At 53.2% G+C, this 15221-nt stretch carries 11 protein-coding genes; 2 read left to right on the forward strand and 9 right to left on the reverse strand.

Annotated elements, in window-relative coordinates:
• Window positions 1-74: 74 nt before the first annotated feature.
• Window positions 75-1169, reverse strand: a complete 1095-nt coding sequence (pdhA, locus tag GZZ87_RS05010; RefSeq protein ID WP_162026126.1) for a pyruvate dehydrogenase (acetyl-transferring) E1 component subunit alpha — start codon at window positions 1167-1169, stop codon at window positions 75-77.
• A gap of 692 nt (window positions 1170-1861) precedes the next feature.
• Here pdhA and GZZ87_RS05015 point away from each other — a divergent pair.
• The gene (locus GZZ87_RS05015) at window positions 1862-4597 is read left to right on the forward strand and encodes a valine--tRNA ligase (RefSeq protein ID WP_162026125.1); all 2736 of its coding nucleotides are present in this window, start codon (window positions 1862-1864) and stop codon (window positions 4595-4597) included.
• Window positions 4598-4773: 176 nt separating this feature from the next.
• Window positions 4774-5085 (forward strand): DUF6172 family protein, encoded by a 312-nt coding sequence (locus GZZ87_RS05020; RefSeq protein WP_162026124.1) that lies wholly within the window; start codon window positions 4774-4776, stop codon window positions 5083-5085.
• A gap of 255 nt (window positions 5086-5340) precedes the next feature.
• Here GZZ87_RS05020 and GZZ87_RS05025 read toward each other — a convergent pair whose 3' ends face one another.
• The 8 genes from GZZ87_RS05025 to GZZ87_RS05060 all read right to left on the reverse strand — a co-directional run bounded on the left by GZZ87_RS05025 (window position 5341) and on the right by GZZ87_RS05060 (window position 15193).
• Window positions 5341-6072, reverse strand: a complete 732-nt coding sequence (locus GZZ87_RS05025; protein WP_162026123.1) for a glutathione peroxidase — start codon at window positions 6070-6072, stop codon at window positions 5341-5343.
• A 1235-nt stretch (window positions 6073-7307) separates the two neighbouring features.
• On the reverse strand, window positions 7308-8813 hold the full coding sequence (gene gndA, locus GZZ87_RS05030; RefSeq protein WP_162026122.1) for an NADP-dependent phosphogluconate dehydrogenase: 1506 nt from the start codon (window positions 8811-8813) through the stop codon (window positions 7308-7310).
• Window positions 8814-9095: 282 nt separating this feature from the next.
• Entirely contained in the window at window positions 9096-9500 is a 405-nt protein-coding gene (locus GZZ87_RS05035; protein WP_162026121.1) for a type II toxin-antitoxin system death-on-curing family toxin, read from the reverse strand.
• Window positions 9497-9727 carry an AbrB/MazE/SpoVT family DNA-binding domain-containing protein gene (locus tag GZZ87_RS05040; protein WP_162026120.1) on the reverse strand — a complete coding sequence of 77 codons (231 nt, stop codon included), beginning with the start codon at window positions 9725-9727 and terminating at the stop codon, window positions 9497-9499. The genes GZZ87_RS05035 and GZZ87_RS05040 overlap by 4 nt, the downstream gene beginning before the upstream one ends.
• 164 nt (window positions 9728-9891) lie before the next feature.
• Window positions 9892-10683, reverse strand: a complete 792-nt coding sequence (locus GZZ87_RS05045) for a dienelactone hydrolase family protein (RefSeq protein WP_162026119.1) — start codon at window positions 10681-10683, stop codon at window positions 9892-9894.
• Window positions 10684-11449: 766 nt separating this feature from the next.
• Window positions 11450-13009, reverse strand: a complete 1560-nt coding sequence (locus GZZ87_RS05050; protein ID WP_162026118.1) for a DUF11 domain-containing protein — start codon at window positions 13007-13009, stop codon at window positions 11450-11452.
• 83 nt (window positions 13010-13092) lie between these two features.
• Window positions 13093-13551, reverse strand: coding sequence for a hypothetical protein (locus GZZ87_RS05055; RefSeq protein ID WP_162026117.1), 459 nt, complete (start codon window positions 13549-13551; stop codon window positions 13093-13095).
• Window positions 13552-14173: 622 nt separating this feature from the next.
• Entirely contained in the window at window positions 14174-15193 is a 1020-nt protein-coding gene (locus GZZ87_RS05060) for a haloacid dehalogenase-like hydrolase (RefSeq protein WP_162026116.1), read from the reverse strand.
• Window positions 15194-15221: the final 28 nt, after the last annotated feature.

The following is a 15221-nucleotide window of genomic DNA, read 5'->3' on the forward strand; positions in this document are numbered from 1 at the left end:
GAAGTTAGAAGGAAGGAGTTAGAAGACTGATGTCAGATTTTCGTAAGTCCTAATTCTCAATTCTTAATTGTTGTCTAGTCGTTGAAGAAGTGAGTGCCCTTGAGCTTGTTATCGGCGTCGTTATCCACTTCCCAATACACATCGGTCTGGATTTCTTCGCGCGGTGCATAAGGGCTGTCTTCAGCAAACTTTGCAGATGCTTCGGCTTCGTCCTTCTTCTCTTGGTCGATCTTCTTAGCGAGGTCGTCCGTTAAAGTGCCATCAGCGAGGAGTTGAGATTTGATCAAATTCAGCGGATCTTTCGTGCGCTTGTATTCTTCGATCTCTTCCTTGGTGCGGTATTTCTCGTGATTCGCATCCGCGACTGAGTGTCCGCGGTAACGGTATGTGCGGATCTCGAGAAGGAATGGCTTCATTTCTTCGCGAGCACGCTTCATTGCACGGTTGGCAACTTCGCGAACTTCGAATACGTCGTGGCCATCGCAGACTTCCCAAGCGATGTCGAAACCATCCGCACGGTGTGCGAGGTTTTCTTCGGCAGAGGAGCGCTTGAGGCTGGTGCCCATGGAGTAGCCGTTGTTTTCGATGACGAAGACGACGGGGATATTCCAGAGCGATACGAGATTGAGGGTCTCCATGAAGGAGCCTTGATTCACGGCACCATCACCGAGGAACGCCATCGCACAGCCCTTGAGGCCTTTATATTTCAGTGCGAACGCGAGGCCGGCACCGAGTGGTGTCTGACCCGCGACGATTCCGTGACCGCCCCAGTAGTTCTTGTCTGGAGCGAAAAAGTGCATTGAGCCACCTTTGCCCTTTGAGCAGCCTGTGTATTTGCCATACATCTCGGCCATACACTCGTTCATCGACATCCCGACAGACAGCGCGTGGCCGTGGTCGCGGTATGCGGTGATGATGTGGTCGTTCTCTTCCATGAGAGAGACGATGCCAGTGGCAACGGCTTCCTGACCAATGTAAAGGTGGAGGAAGCCTCCGATCTTACCTTGGTTGTAGGCGCGTAGTGAGCGTTCCTCGAAGCGTCGAATCCCTACAATCGTGCGGTAGAGGTCGAGCTTTTCTTCTTTGGAAAGCTTCTTGTTGATCGGTGCTTCTAGGAAGTTTTGAGGCTTCTTAGACGTCGTTACAGATTTTTTCTTGGTAGTAGCCATAATAGCGAAGGCTCCGAAAGTTGCATAAATCACTTCGATGACAAGTAAATATGAGGGATTTGATGGGGGAGATGCTGTTAGAAGAGATGCTGATTTTAGTTCGGAGGCCTCTAGTGTCGTATTAGTTTGGGTATTGGAGTTTGGATAAAGTCTAAATTTATTCATGTAGATGCCCCCGGATTTGTAGCGGATCGGCGAATGCCGTTTCGATCTGTGCAGTGTGCGCGTGCTGAGGCTCAGCTGCCGAAATGAGTGCCTCATTCCGCTACACACAGATTTGTAGCGGATCGGCGAATGCCGTTTCGATCTGTGCGGCGTGCGCGTGCCGCGGTTCTGCTGCCGAAATGAGTGCCTCATTCCGCTACGCCCGGATTTTGTAGCGGATCGGCGAAGCCGTTTCGATCTGTGCGGTGTGCGCGTGCTGAGGCTCAGCCGCCGAAATGAGTTCCTCATTCCGCTACACACAGATTTGTAGCGGAACCCGCGAATGCGGTTTCGATCTGTGCGCGTGTTGCTCGGGCTGAGGCTCAGCTGCCGAAATGAGTGCCTCATTCCGCTACCAAGCTTTGGCTGGACCGTTAAACTTTCAGAATTTCCCATTTTCAGCGTTTCCGCTTTTCAGTCTACCGCCTTTCTGGCTTGAAAGCCTGCGATAGACCCTCACCTTTGGCTCCTTTCTAATTTTTCCTGTCATGTCTGAAATCGCAAAAGCCTACGAACCCAAAGAAGTCGAACAACGCTGGTATGCTAACTGGCTCGAAGCCGGATGCTTTAAGGCAGTCGCTGATAGCTCGAAAGAGCCGTATGCGATTATGATCCCGCCACCGAATGTCACCGGTATGCTGCACATGGGGCACGTGCTTGATAATACCTTGCAGGACATCTTCGTCCGCCGCGCCCGCCTCGAAGGCAAGGCCGTGCTCTGGCAACCGGGCACCGACCACGCAGGTATCGCCACACAGACCAAGGTCGAAAAGCAGCTCCGTGAATCGACGGGTCAAAGTAAATATGACCTCGGCCGTGAAGGATTTCTCGAAAAGGTCTGGGACTTCCGCGCAGAGTCGGGCGGCGTGATTCTCAATCAGCTGCAGAAACTCGGCGCGTCCTGTGACTGGGATCGCACCAGCTTCACACTCGACGAGGACTACTCGAAGGCAGTGTTGGAGGCTTTCGTCTCATTCTATAAGCGCGGATACATCTACCGCGGCAAGCGCATGGTCAACTGGTGCCCTGCGACGCATACTGCGATTTCCGATGAAGAGGTGAACATGAAGCCACAAAGCGGCTTCTTCTATAAGATGCGCTACGAACTGGTGCAGCCAGACGGCGAGCGCACGCATCTTGAAATTTCCACCACTCGCCCTGAAACGATCATGGGCGACACCGCTGTGGCCGTGCATCCAGAGGATGAGCGCTACAAGCACTTGATTGGTAAGACCGTCTGGCGTCCCTTCCCGAAGGCTGAAATCCCAATCATCGGCGACGAATATGTGGATCGCGAGTTCGGCACCGGTTGCCTGAAGGTCACACCCGCACACGATAAGAATGACTTCGAGATCGGCCAACGTCACAACCTCGAAGTGATTGAAGTGATCGACCACGACGGGCGTCTCAACGCGCTCGCTGGCGAGGAATTCGACGGCGTCGATCGTTTCAAGGCCCGCAAGCAAGCGGTTGCTAAGCTCGAAGAACTAGGTCTCTTGATTGAGGCTGAGAATTACGAGAACACCGTCGGCTTCTCGGAGCGTGGCGATGTGCCCATCGAGCCGCGCCTCTCTGAGCAATGGTTCCTCAAATACCCGAAGGTCGAAGAGGCCAAGCGTGCAGTTGAAAACGGCACGATCAAATTTCACCCAGATCGCTGGAAGAAGACTTACCTGCACTGGCTCAACGGTATTCAGGATTGGTGCATCAGCCGCCAGCTCTGGTGGGGCCACCGTATCCCTGTTTGGTATAAGAAGGGTGCGGAGCGTTCGGAACTCGATTTCGAAAATCCCGAGCATGTGCATGTCTCTGTCGAAGGACCCTCCGATCCTGAAAACTGGGAGCAAGAAGACGACGTGCTCGACACGTGGGCGTCCTCGTATCTCTGGCCGATGGCGAATCTCGGCTGGCCCGAGCCTACTGCTGAGCAGCAGAAGGAACTCGATTTCTGGTATCCGACCTCTGTGTTGGTCACAGGGTTCGATATTATTTTCTTCTGGGTCGCTCGTATGATCATGGCTGGTATCGAGTTGTATGGTGACGATGCCAAGGATCTGTCCGATGAGGAACTCGCCAAGCGTATCCCATTTAAAAACGTCTTCATTCACGGTCTGATTCGTGACGAAAAGGGACGTAAAATGTCGAAGTCACTCGGCAACTCGCCCGATCCACTTGATTTGATCGAGAAATACGGCGCCGACGGTCTGCGCTTCGGTATCTGTAATATCGCACCGTCGGGCTCCGATATTCTGTTCTCAGAAGAGCGCATTCAAATCGGCCGTAATTTTTCCAATAAGCTGTGGAATGCGGTTCGCTTCCGTCAGATGTCTGGCCCAATGGCCGACAACTCCAGCTTGGACGCAATTCTGAGCCGCATCGATACCGCGCTCTGCGACGATTACGACCACTGGATCCTATCCCGCGTGATCGAAGTCACTGCTGAAATTGAAAAGTGCTTTAAGAACTACGAAATCGCACCGCTCACGCACCTGATCTACGCCTTCTTCTGGGGTGATTTCTGTGACTGGTATGTCGAAGCATCCAAGGGCAAGCTCCGTGGTGACGAAGCGCTGCGCGATAACTGTCTCGCGATCCAAGATCTCGTGATCCGTCAAGTCTTGCAGCTCGCGAATCCAGTCATGCCACACATTACCGAGGAACTCTGGAAGGGGCTCGGCTATGATGCGTCCGTCGCATTCATTCAAAACACGGTGGTCACCACTGCCGCCGAGTTGGAAGCGCAGCTTTCCGCCGACAAGTCAGCCGCCGCTCGTGTGGTCAGCTTGCAGGAATTGATCACTCAAGCACGTGCCCTCAAGTCGCAGTATAATTTGGCGAACAAGCGCGATGTCGCGATGCTCTACGCAGCCGAAGGGGATGCGGTCAAAGTCATCGCCGACAATGCCAGCCTCGTTCAAACGCTCGCCGGCATCGTGTTGACCGCGGTCGATGGTGCTCAGCCAGATGGCTTGCCAGCTGCAGTGACACCGCTAGGCACCTTGTATCTCGATTTGAGCAGCTCCATTGATGTCGAAGCCGAAAAGGCGCGTCTCACGAAGGAGTTGGAAAAGCTGAACAAGGTCGTTGCAGCAGGTGAGGGCAAATTGAAGAACAAGAAATTTGTGGATAGTGCGCCAGCGAAGATCGTCGAAGGCGCGCGTAAGCAACTCGCCGAGACTACTGAGAAGCGCGACGAAACGAAGCGCATCCTAGAGAGCCTGTAGGTTCGATGCTTTTGAGCGTCCTCGATCGTAAAGGTTGAGGGCGCTCTGAGTGCAGATTGTGTAGCGTGACGCTTTAGCGAACGTCCGTCGTGCTGGCTTCGTGCTGAGGCATTGAACGCTCGCTAAAGCTTCACGCTACGAATACAAAGTCGGTTCAACTAGATACGAAACAAACCATGAAAAAGACATTTCCAATAAAGGTTGCGAACAACGCACCCGAACGCGTCGTTGAAGCAATCAAATCTGAGCTCCGTAAATATGTAAAACGTGAGCGTAAGAAGAAGTTGCCCGAAGGCGTGGATTTCTGGGACTTCGATTGCAAGGTCGGCGAGACTGCTGAACTGGCAACAGACCTACATGTGGCGGAGATCAATGAAGCGATCGATCACGCGCTCGCTGAAAATTGGGACGCGGTCTATTTCGAGATTGTCGCGAAGCCAGGCATCCGCACGCGCAAGCCGAAGGCAGCAGATTCTGCTGAATCGTAAGGTATTCATTTGTAGGGGCTTTGCTAGCGAAGCCCGCGCAAAGGCCACACGCATAGGAAGTTGTAAGACTTTAGCTGCCTTCGCGGGTGCCGCCCTTCGACAAGCTCAGGGCCTTGAGCCTGTCGAAACGGCAAGCAGCACCCCTACGCCAGATACTTCGATTTCGCAAAACCACAATTCTTGATGCGCGGCATCAATAAAAAAGCCTCCCGCGAACACGGGAGGCTTTTTGTATGAAATCTTTGGAAACGCGAATTAGAGGAAGAGTCTTTCCAATTCTTCTTCAGTGCCGACGTAGTTGCCGTCCTTATAGATTTGTGGCGCAGTTTCATCGCCGCAGACCGCTTTCAAGCCAGCGAGGGTGATGTCTTTACCAACGATCACTTCTTCGAATGGGTAGCACTGCTCTTTGAGGAGAGCCTTGGCACGCTCACAGTGTGGGCAGCCAATCTTAGTGAAGATAGTCAGAGGCTCTTGCACGGAAACATCCGGAGCCAGGTATTGCAGCATGGTGTCGGCATCGGAAACTTCGAACGGGTCGCCTTCAACTTCTGGCTCGATGAACATCTTCTTGATGACGCCATTGCTGACATACATCGAGTAGCGCCATGAGCGCTTGCCGAAGCCGAGTGCTTCCTTGTCGACGAGCATGCCCATCTTTTCGGAGAACTCACCGTTGCCGTCCGGAATCACGGTAATGTTTTCGGCTTCCTGATCGTCCTTCCACGCATTCATGACGAAGCTGTCGTTGACGGAAACACAGACGATTTCATCGACGCCCTGTTCCTTAAAGAGGCTCGCGAGCTGGTTGTAGCGCGGCAAGTGGGACGATGAGCAAGTCGGTGTGAAAGCACCGGGCAGTGAGAATACCACGACGTTTTTGCCTGCGAACAGGCTGTCGCTGTTGATATCAAGCCAATCGTTGCCATTGCGCGTGCGGAATGTGACGGATGGGATTTGTGATCCTTCTTTATTTTCTAGTTTCATAGTAAATCAGTGCTACGTCGGTTATGACGAGTGCTTGTGAGCGATAGAGTGCTGCATCTATTTCCAAAAAAATCAAATTCTCAGTTCTATTATCTGAGTATTTGTTCCAAGCATTCGGTGTTTCAACAGAAACAACCAGTGCTCAGAGTGCTAGCAGAGGTTTTCAAGGTGCTGAATCTTAAGGAAACACGGTGAGTTCCGCGTCGCACGACAGTTGGCTTTCATGCAGAGACATTTCAATTGCGCAAAAATGCGCAACGCACTTTTGCGCAATTGAAGTGTGAGTCATGAGTCAGATGGCACGAATTAAACTAAAAAGATGAGTTGGAACCGCGAATGGACGCTAATCAACGCGAATTTAGAAGAACAAAATGCTGATTATGAATTAGATGCAAAATATCAGTCAACAATTGGCATTGAAATATTCGTTTCGCCAATTGGCATATCCTGTTATTCGCGTAAATTCGTGTTCATTCGCGGTTTCTATAACAGAGCCTTAGCCAACTGCCGAATTTAGGATTAAAAACAGTAGAAGCGGCATCCTGCCGCTTGTTCCTTGATCCTAAATAAAATTGAACCTAAGTCTACTGCCGTAGTTCCTTAATGAAAGCGGCTGGAAGCACGCTTCTACTGCTAAAAAAGTTCATCCTGATTTTCAAGGGACGTCCACGTAAGCAGAGTGGTCGACCTCGCTAGCGCGAGTTCGCTACGCTGTTTTCAGCTGTAGCGATGCGACGCCAGTCGCGTCTGTTTGGGTGGGATGTCTAATATAGTGACACAGACATTTCTGTCTGTCTCTTCGCGTGAAAGTCCAAGAGTAGAAGCGTGCTTCCAGCCGCTTTCTTTGGATTAGTATTTTCAGCGGAAGCGTCCAACCAGTGCCAGTGAGCAGAGTGGTCGACCTCGCTACGGTGTTTTCAGCTGTAGCGATGCGACGCCAGTCGCGTCTGTTTGGGTGGGATGTCTCATATAGTGACACAGACATTTCTGTCTGTCTCTTCGCGTTGCAGTCTGCCAGTATAAGCGTGCTTCCAGCCGCTTTTGTTGAATTGGTATTTTCAGCGGAAGCGCCAAGCAGTGCACGTAAGCAGAGTGGTCGACCTCGCTAGCGCGAGTTCGCTACGGTGTTTTCAGCTGTAGCGATGCGACGCCAGTCGCGTCTGTTCGGCAATCAACCCCAAAAAAAGCCGCTCGGTTTCCCGAACGGCTTTTTGAAAGATGCTAATTGCTGGCGACTACATTTCCAGCTGCGGGCGGTCTGCCTTTGGCCAATCAATGTGGTAGAACTGACCGCGAGGCTCGTCGGTGCGCTCGTAAGTGTGAGCGCCGAAGAAGTCGCGCTGTGCTTGCAGGAGATTCTGCGGCAAGCGTGCGGTGCGGTAGCCGTCGTAGTAAGAGAGCGCAGAGCTGAAGGTCGGAATGGATACGCCGTGCTCAGCAGCGAGTGCCACGACTTTACGCCAGCTTGCTTGTGCCTTGTTGATCGCACCTGTGAAGTAGGGATCGAGCAGCAAGTTGGCGAGTTCGGGATCACGCGCAAAAGCTTCGGTGATCTTCTGTAGGAAGGCTGCGCGAATGATGCAGCCACCACGGAAGATCTGAGCGATCTCGCCGAAGTTGAGCTCCCAGTTGTATTCCTTCTGTGCTTCGCGCATGAGCTGGAAGCCCTGTGCGTAGGAGCAGATCTTGGAAGCGTAGAGTGCTTCGCGGATCGCTTCGACCATTTCAGCTTTGTCGCCGGTGAAGGCTGCTGCTTCGGGGCCACTCAGGATCTTGGAAGCGGCAACGCGCTCGTCCTTGACTGCAGAGATGCAACGTGCGAACACGGCTTCAGCAACCGTCGGAGCAGGTGTGCCCATGTCGAGTGCGTTGACGGATGTCCACTTACCTGTGCCCTTTTGGCCAGCGGTATCGAGCACGATGTCGACGAATGGCTTGCCAGTGACAGGATCGGTTTGCTTGAGAATGTCAGCAGTGATTTCGATGAGGAAGGAGTCGAGATCGCCCTTGTTCCACTCAGCAAAGATGTCGCCCATTTCGGCTGGATTCAGACCGAGCACGTTTTGCATGAGGTCGTAAGCTTCGCAGATCATCTGCATGTCGCCGTATTCGATGCCGTTGTGCACCATCTTTACGTAGTGACCAGCGCCGTCTGGGCCGATGTAAGCGGTGCAGCTGAAGCCGCCTTCGACAGGCTTGCCCGCTTCAGCACCTTCGAGTGGTTTGCCCGTTTCAGGATCGACCTTCGCAGCGATGGCCTTCCAGATTGGCTCAAGATGCTCCCATGCTTCCTTCGTGCCGCCCGGCATGAGGGATGGGCCGAAACGTGCGCCTTCTTCGCCACCGGAAACACCGGAACCGATGAAGCGTAGGCCCTTTGCAGTGATCTCTTTTTCGCGGCGGATCGTGTCGTCCCACTTCGCGTTGCCACCATCGATGATGATGTCGCCTTCTTCCATGAGTTCTGTGAGGCCTTCGATCACCTTGTCAGTCGCCCAACCCGCTTGCACGAGGATGATGACCTTACGTGGGCGCTTGAGTGAAGCGACGAAACCTTCGAGGGTTTCGCAACCGACGAGACCACCCGGAGTATTTGGATTCGCATTCACGAACTCCTCCATCTTGGAAGTCGTCCGGTTGTATACGGAAATTTTGAAGCCGTGGTCGGCGACGTTGAGAGCCAAGTTCTGGCCCATAACTGCGAGGCCGATAAGGCCGATTTCGGATGTAGCGTCTGACATAATTTGTGTCTGGGTTAAAAATGTAGTAGGAAATTTACTCGGTGTGCTGAAGCAAGGTTAGATGTGAGATATCATCTTGAATAAAAGTCATGTAAGCCATGAGGCGAATACAAAGGCGCATCGTAGCGAACTCTTAATTGAGAGTAAAATTGTAAAATCGGGAAAGTATTTGCATAAATGAGCAGCCATCCAGTCAGTAGAAGCGGCTTCCAGCCGCTTTTTTTGAAGTGACACAGGCATTGCTGCGCCATCTCCGGCAGACCTCCGTCGTGCCTGTCGCATTTAGCGCGTCTTTGATTTCTGAGTGCAATTCGCCTCGAGCCATTGCGTGAGTTCATCGTCGCTCAACTGGCAGTCCGCGAGCGCTAGAATTTGCAGTGCGGTTTCGGCTTCAGGTGCTTCGAATTGATAACCGTTTGTTTCGATGAACAGTTGGCAGACCATTAATCCTGTGCGTTTGTTGCCATCAAGAAAAGGGTGACTTTTCACCACGCCGGATGCGTATGTAGCTGCGAGTTCGAAAATACTGGGTGGGGGATCGCCGTAGCTGTGATGCTGCAAAGGGCGATCGAGAGCCGCATCTAGCTTACTTTCATCGCGCATTCCATCAGCACCTCCAAAACGCGCAACCAACATTGAATGAAACGTAAGGCACTCTTCCTTTGTAATCCAATCAGGCTCGTTCATTTGGCTAGCTCGCGGAAGGTGTTACGATAGCGCTTCATTAGATCTTCAGCGATCCGCATTTTCTCATCAAACCCCGGGCTCTCGGGATTAATATTCAGGGTATTGTTTGGAGCTTCAGTCAAATACACTGCAGCGCCTTCCTCGACCTTGAGCGCTTGCAGTGCCTCTTTGGGCAGAACAATCCCGTAGGAATTGCCGATTTTACGGATTTTGGTTTTGATAGGCATTGTTATAACATTTGTTATTATTGGAGGTTTTGCAAGCCGTAGTAGCCATTCCGAGGCTAGAATTGGTTTCATTTGTAGCGGATCGGCGAATGTCGTTTCGGTCAGTGCCGTGTGTAGAGCTCTTTGAATTTCAGTGTTTCCGGTTTTCAGCATTTCAAGCACTGCTACTTGAGCACTTCATCAGCGAAGTCATCCATCATTTCGAAAGCGCGTTTGGAGGTTCGCGCATCGTAGCGAGATCCGTCCGACTGGGCATCGGGATTCGTGAACGAGTGCACCGCGCCGCTGAACTGCACCAGGGTCCAGTCGTCGACATCGTCCGCCATCATCGTTTCCACAAAAGTTTGGACGTCTGCCTGAGGCACATAAGGATCGTCTGCGCCATGTAAGACGAGCACTGGGATTTTGATTTGTTTGGTGTCGGATTCCAGTGTTGGTGATATGAGATCTCCATGGAAGGAGACGACGCCTTGAATGGATTCTGTGCCAGTGCGAGCGAGCTCCAGCACGGCGCCACCGCCGAAGCAAAAGCCAGCAGCGAGTGTTTTGTCAGCATGGATGGGGTGTGCATCAGCTAGACCATGAAAGACATCGACCGCCTTCTGCGCGCGGGAGCGCATGAGTGCACGATCGCCGCGAACCAATCCTGCTGCCTTACCAGCTTCTGCTCTGTTGCTTGGTCGGACGGTAACCCCATACATGTCAGCCACAAAGACAGCAAAATCGTCGTCTGCAATCATGCGTGCTTTGGTGGTGGCGTTCTCACTGGGGCCCATCCAGTTCGGAATCATGAGGATTCCTGGTAGTGTTTCGTCGTCATCAAGATCATCATCGTAGATCAAAGTGCCTTCAAATTGAACGCCATCGAGTTCGTAAGGAATAGTCTTTTGAACGATCGCTGCGGATGCGAGCGAAGTGATGAACGAGGTGAGTAGCAGAGAAGTCAGAGTTTTCATACGTCTCACGCTGAGCACTTTTGAATGAAACACAAAAAAAGCTGCCAGTTTAGATGAAATTCGTAGTGATACAGACATTTCTGTCTGTCTCTTCCGCGTTGAAGTCTGACAGTAGAAGCGCGCTTCCAGCCGCGTGTTTTGCAGCGTATCCGCGAAGCCGTTTCGGCGGATTTGTAGCGGATCGGCGAATGCCGTTTCGATCTGTGCGGTGTGTGCGTGCTGCGGTTCAGCTGCCGAAATGAGTGCCTCATTCCGCTACCCCAGATTTTGTAGCGGATCGGCGAATGCCGTTTCGGTCAGTGCGGTGTGCGCGTGCCGAGGTTCGGTAGCCGAAATGAGTTCCTCATTCCGCTACGCCCAGATTTGTAGCGGATCGGCGAATGCCGTTTCGATCAGTGCAGTGTGTGCGTGCCGCGGCTCAGCTGCCGAAATGAGTGCCTCATTCCGCTACCCCAGATTTGTAGCGGATCGGCGAATGCCGTTTCGATCTGTGCAGTATGCGCGTGCCGCGGTTCTGCTGCCGAAATGAGTTCCTCATTCCGCAACGCCCGGATTTGTAGCGGATCGGCGAATGCCGTTTCGATCTGTGCAGTGTGTGCGTGCCGCGGTTCTGCTGCCGAAATGAGTGCCTCATTCCGCGACCCCCAGATTTGTAGCGGATCGGCGAATGCCGTTTCGATCTGTGCTAATAACTCCGGTTGACAGGCACAAAAAAATCCAGCGGCCGTTGAGGCCGCTGGATTGTAAAGATCAATTAGGTCAGCGTTTAGTAAACGTTGGTCGTTTCTTGGCTGATGATCGGCTCGCTGAGGAAGTCCGCGCTGAAGTTCATCGACGCGCGTCCTGGGCCGATCTTGGCACCTTCAGCGGTGATGCTGAGAGTCGTGTCCTTGCCCGGCTCCAGTGTGGTGCGTGGGAAGGTGACGGTCTGGCCGTTGATCGTGCCTTGTGCATCGCCTGCGACAGCGACTGGCTTCACGGAATCATTGAATGTCACCGTGACTGTGCCGGTGACGGGCTCGAATTTACCTTGGTTGCTGACTTTGATCTCGTAGATCGTTTCTTCCTTCACGCGGACAGGATCCTTGGTATCGGTGATGGAGACGGTCACACCAGGAACTGCGAGCCAGTTGGTAGTCACTGCGTCGCTGGCTTCGAGGCCATTCTCGGTCAGCACTTTGACGGTGTTAGTCGATTTGCCCTTACGAGTGGCGGCGATCTCGGTGGTGATGAGTTGGCTGGCACCTGCTGGGAGATTTGGAATCATCCAGCCGATTGCGTCGCCGCTGACGCGACCGCGGCCGTTGTCAGATACTGAGCTGCCCTTTGGCAGGATGTCGGTGATGCGGACATTGGTGAGGTCGGTATCACCAGTGTTTTCGATCGTAATATTAAACACGACTGGTTTGAAGACGTAGGCTTCGGCGGGGCCAGTCTTACGAATACGGATGCCAGACTGCACGACCGTGATCGGTGTGCTGCTTTCGCCGGCGACGGCGGGGCCACCGTCATACGTCGCGGTGGCGTGGTTGCGGAACTCACCTTGAGCGATGGCTTTGGCGCTGTATTCGACGACGCGGGTTTCGCCCGGTGTGATGGTGCCGATCTCTTGGCGAAGTGTGGTGGTCGGCTCGAATGCCTTGGGAAGTTTATCGGTCACGACGACGCCTGTAGCATCAGCCGAGCCGTTGTTGGTAACGGTAACCGTCCAAGTAGCGATTTCGCCGAGTTCGATACTCGCGGGGCCTTGCTTGATGACTTCTAGTTTTGGTTGGCCAGAAAAGAGGTTCAGGCAGAATGCGTTATCGACCGATACGGTGGAGCAAATTTGGTGGTCGCCTTCGCGGGTGGGGCTGACGGTGACGTCGATGTTTTGAGTCTTACCCTGCTTCATTGAAGGGAAGACCCAAGAAGCGTTGTTGCCTGAGAGCGATGCGCTCGGGGTGGCGGACTTAAATTGGATGCCAGCTGGGATCGTTTCGGTCACGCGCACGGTGCTGACGTCTTCGAGGGCCTGGATTTGAATGCGGTATTTGATGGAGCCACCAACGGAGGCGGACTCGATCACACGCTTCGAGACTTTGATTTGGTTGCTCTTAAAGATAACATCGGAATCGCCACGAGTGGCAACATGCTTGGGAGCAGGCTTCGCGGCTACGGACGTTTTAGCGGGAGCCGCTTGCCATTGCGTTTTAGCTGGTTGAGCTGGCTGCGCTGGGGCGGTGTAGCCGCGGTCCACTTGAGTGGGAGCGGGAGTTTGGCAACCAGTGAACGCGAAAGTGGCAAAGCCAAGAATTAAGGTAAGGGTGGATAGAAGGCGATTCATGCCTACGTTCTAACGCATTGTGATAACATGTAAAGCACTAGAGCGCGGGGAGTGTCGTAGAAGCGGCATCTTGCCGCTTAGGTTTAGAGTATCAATACGGCAAATCCACCAATCAGCCCAACGACGCCGCCGAAAATGATGTGACCGACGAGATGGAGTAGGCCTTGTTCGAGGGTGGCTTTGCGGTATTCTTCGATGGGGTGCCGCTCGCTGGCGTAAAACATGAGCATGTAGCTCATGATCAGGCCATGAAAAAATCCGAACCCGAGTCCTAGGAATATAGAATAGGGTAATGCGAGCGCATGCATGGCATTCATGATGAGAAAATAGATGATGCCAAATAGCACACCGGAGGCACTATGTATGGCGGTGCCGAGGCTGATTGCATTTTCGGTGCTGCCAGTGAAATAGCTGCCGAGCGCTCGCACCATGTCGACGCGTTGACTGTAGGCGGTGCTGACGGCGCGCATGAAGCAGTTCATCGCGAATGCACCCACTAATCCGCTTAAGGCTCCTAATACAATGACAGCTAATAGACTCATAATTTTTCCTTAAGTATTACTTTAGCACAGCTTATAGGTTTTTAAAGAGACGCGGTCACTTTCTGGGGTGATTGGCCGCACTCGCGACGTGTCAGCGTAGCTTTTGCGAACTCGCGAATGCGGTTTCGGTTTGTGCAGTGTGTGCGGGCCGAGGCTCTGCGGTCGAAATGAGTTCCTCATTCCGCTACGCCCGGATTTTGTAGCGGATCGGCGAATGCCGTTTCGATCAGTGCAGTGTGCGCGTGCTGAGGCTCTGTGGCCGAAATGAGTTCCTCATTCCGCTACACTCGGATTTGTAGCGGAACCCGCGAATGCCGTTTCGATCAGTGCAGTGTGCGCGTGCTGAGGCTCAGCAGTCGAAATGAGTTCCTCATTCCGCTACACCCGGATTTTGTAGCGGATCCGCGAATGCGGTTTCGATCAGTGCAGTGTGCGCGTGCTGAGGCTCAGCAGTCGAAATGAGTTCCTCATTCCGCTACACCCGGATTTTGTAGCGGATCCGCGAATGCGGTTTCGATCAGTGCAGTGTGCGCGTGCTGAGGCTCAGCAGTCGAAATGGCGTTCAGTCTTCGCTAAAGCTACGCCATGACACGTCGCCAGTCCGTTACGGTGCACTTTCTGCCTAAAACAATTCGCCTTGGGGCGCGTCTTTTACTTTTTCCACCTCGGGCTCATCGTCGTCGTGCAGATGTCTCGGTGCTTTGCCTACATTCTGCGAGAGCGATTCCTCGCATTCATCCACGATGTTGTTGCAGATCTGACGCACGTGCATGCGTAGCCATTTCGCAGTGGTGCTGTTCTCAGTGTAGTCGGCGGGGCCGTAGGCGTGAATGCGGCCGGCGTGGAGGAGCGCGTCGTTCTGCGCAAATTCGGCTTCGCTGTCGGGGTTGAAGACTGCATAGGCTTTGCCGCCGTTGCTCTTAACCACTGAAAATACGGGCACATCGCTCGGGCCGTCGGCTGTGTAGATCATCCGGTCGATGGGGATACGGCGGTCGACGCGCGACATCGAGGCGTTCACGTCAATCTGCGGGTTCTTGTTGCTGCCTTTGTTGATCTCGAAGATGAAGCGCGTCTTGATGGTGTTGTCGACAATCGCGCCGATTTGGCTGATCTCGAACTCCATGTGTAGCGGCAGTTCGTTTTGATTGGAAAAATTCGGTGGTAGGGGGGCTTCGATAAATTCGCAGCCGAAGATGCCGTCCACATGTGGCGCGATGCTGCTGCCGCGGATCATTTCAGCGATGCCGGTGCTGATGATATAGTGCTCCAGCGTGATGTTGTGCTTGCGGTATTCAGGGCGTGATTGGACGACCTCCTTGAGCTGATCGAAAAGATCGGGGAGGCCTGGGTAGAAAACTAACTCTTTGCCCAGTTCCCGTAGGCGTTGATTGGTCAGCCCCTTGAGGCAGCCGTTTTTTACAAAACTGAGCAGGTGGTTGAGATAAATCGTGTCGTGAGAGACACGGGATCCGCGCTGAGCGTAGATTTCTGGTAGCTGGTTGACCTCTTTCCAGAAGGCGTCTTCGTCAATTCCATAGGCTTCGAAGATGGGTGCTTGCATGTAGCCAGGGATCAGGGTCTTGTCGAAGTCCCAGATGCAGGCGACACTATTTTGGCGGTGGAGATTTTTTTTCGTCATTGCAGGCAGGTCTCGACTGTTGTCAGCT

This window comes from Lentimonas sp. CC4, assembly GCF_902728235.1.
GTDB lineage: Bacteria > Verrucomicrobiota > Verrucomicrobiia > Opitutales > Coraliomargaritaceae > Lentimonas.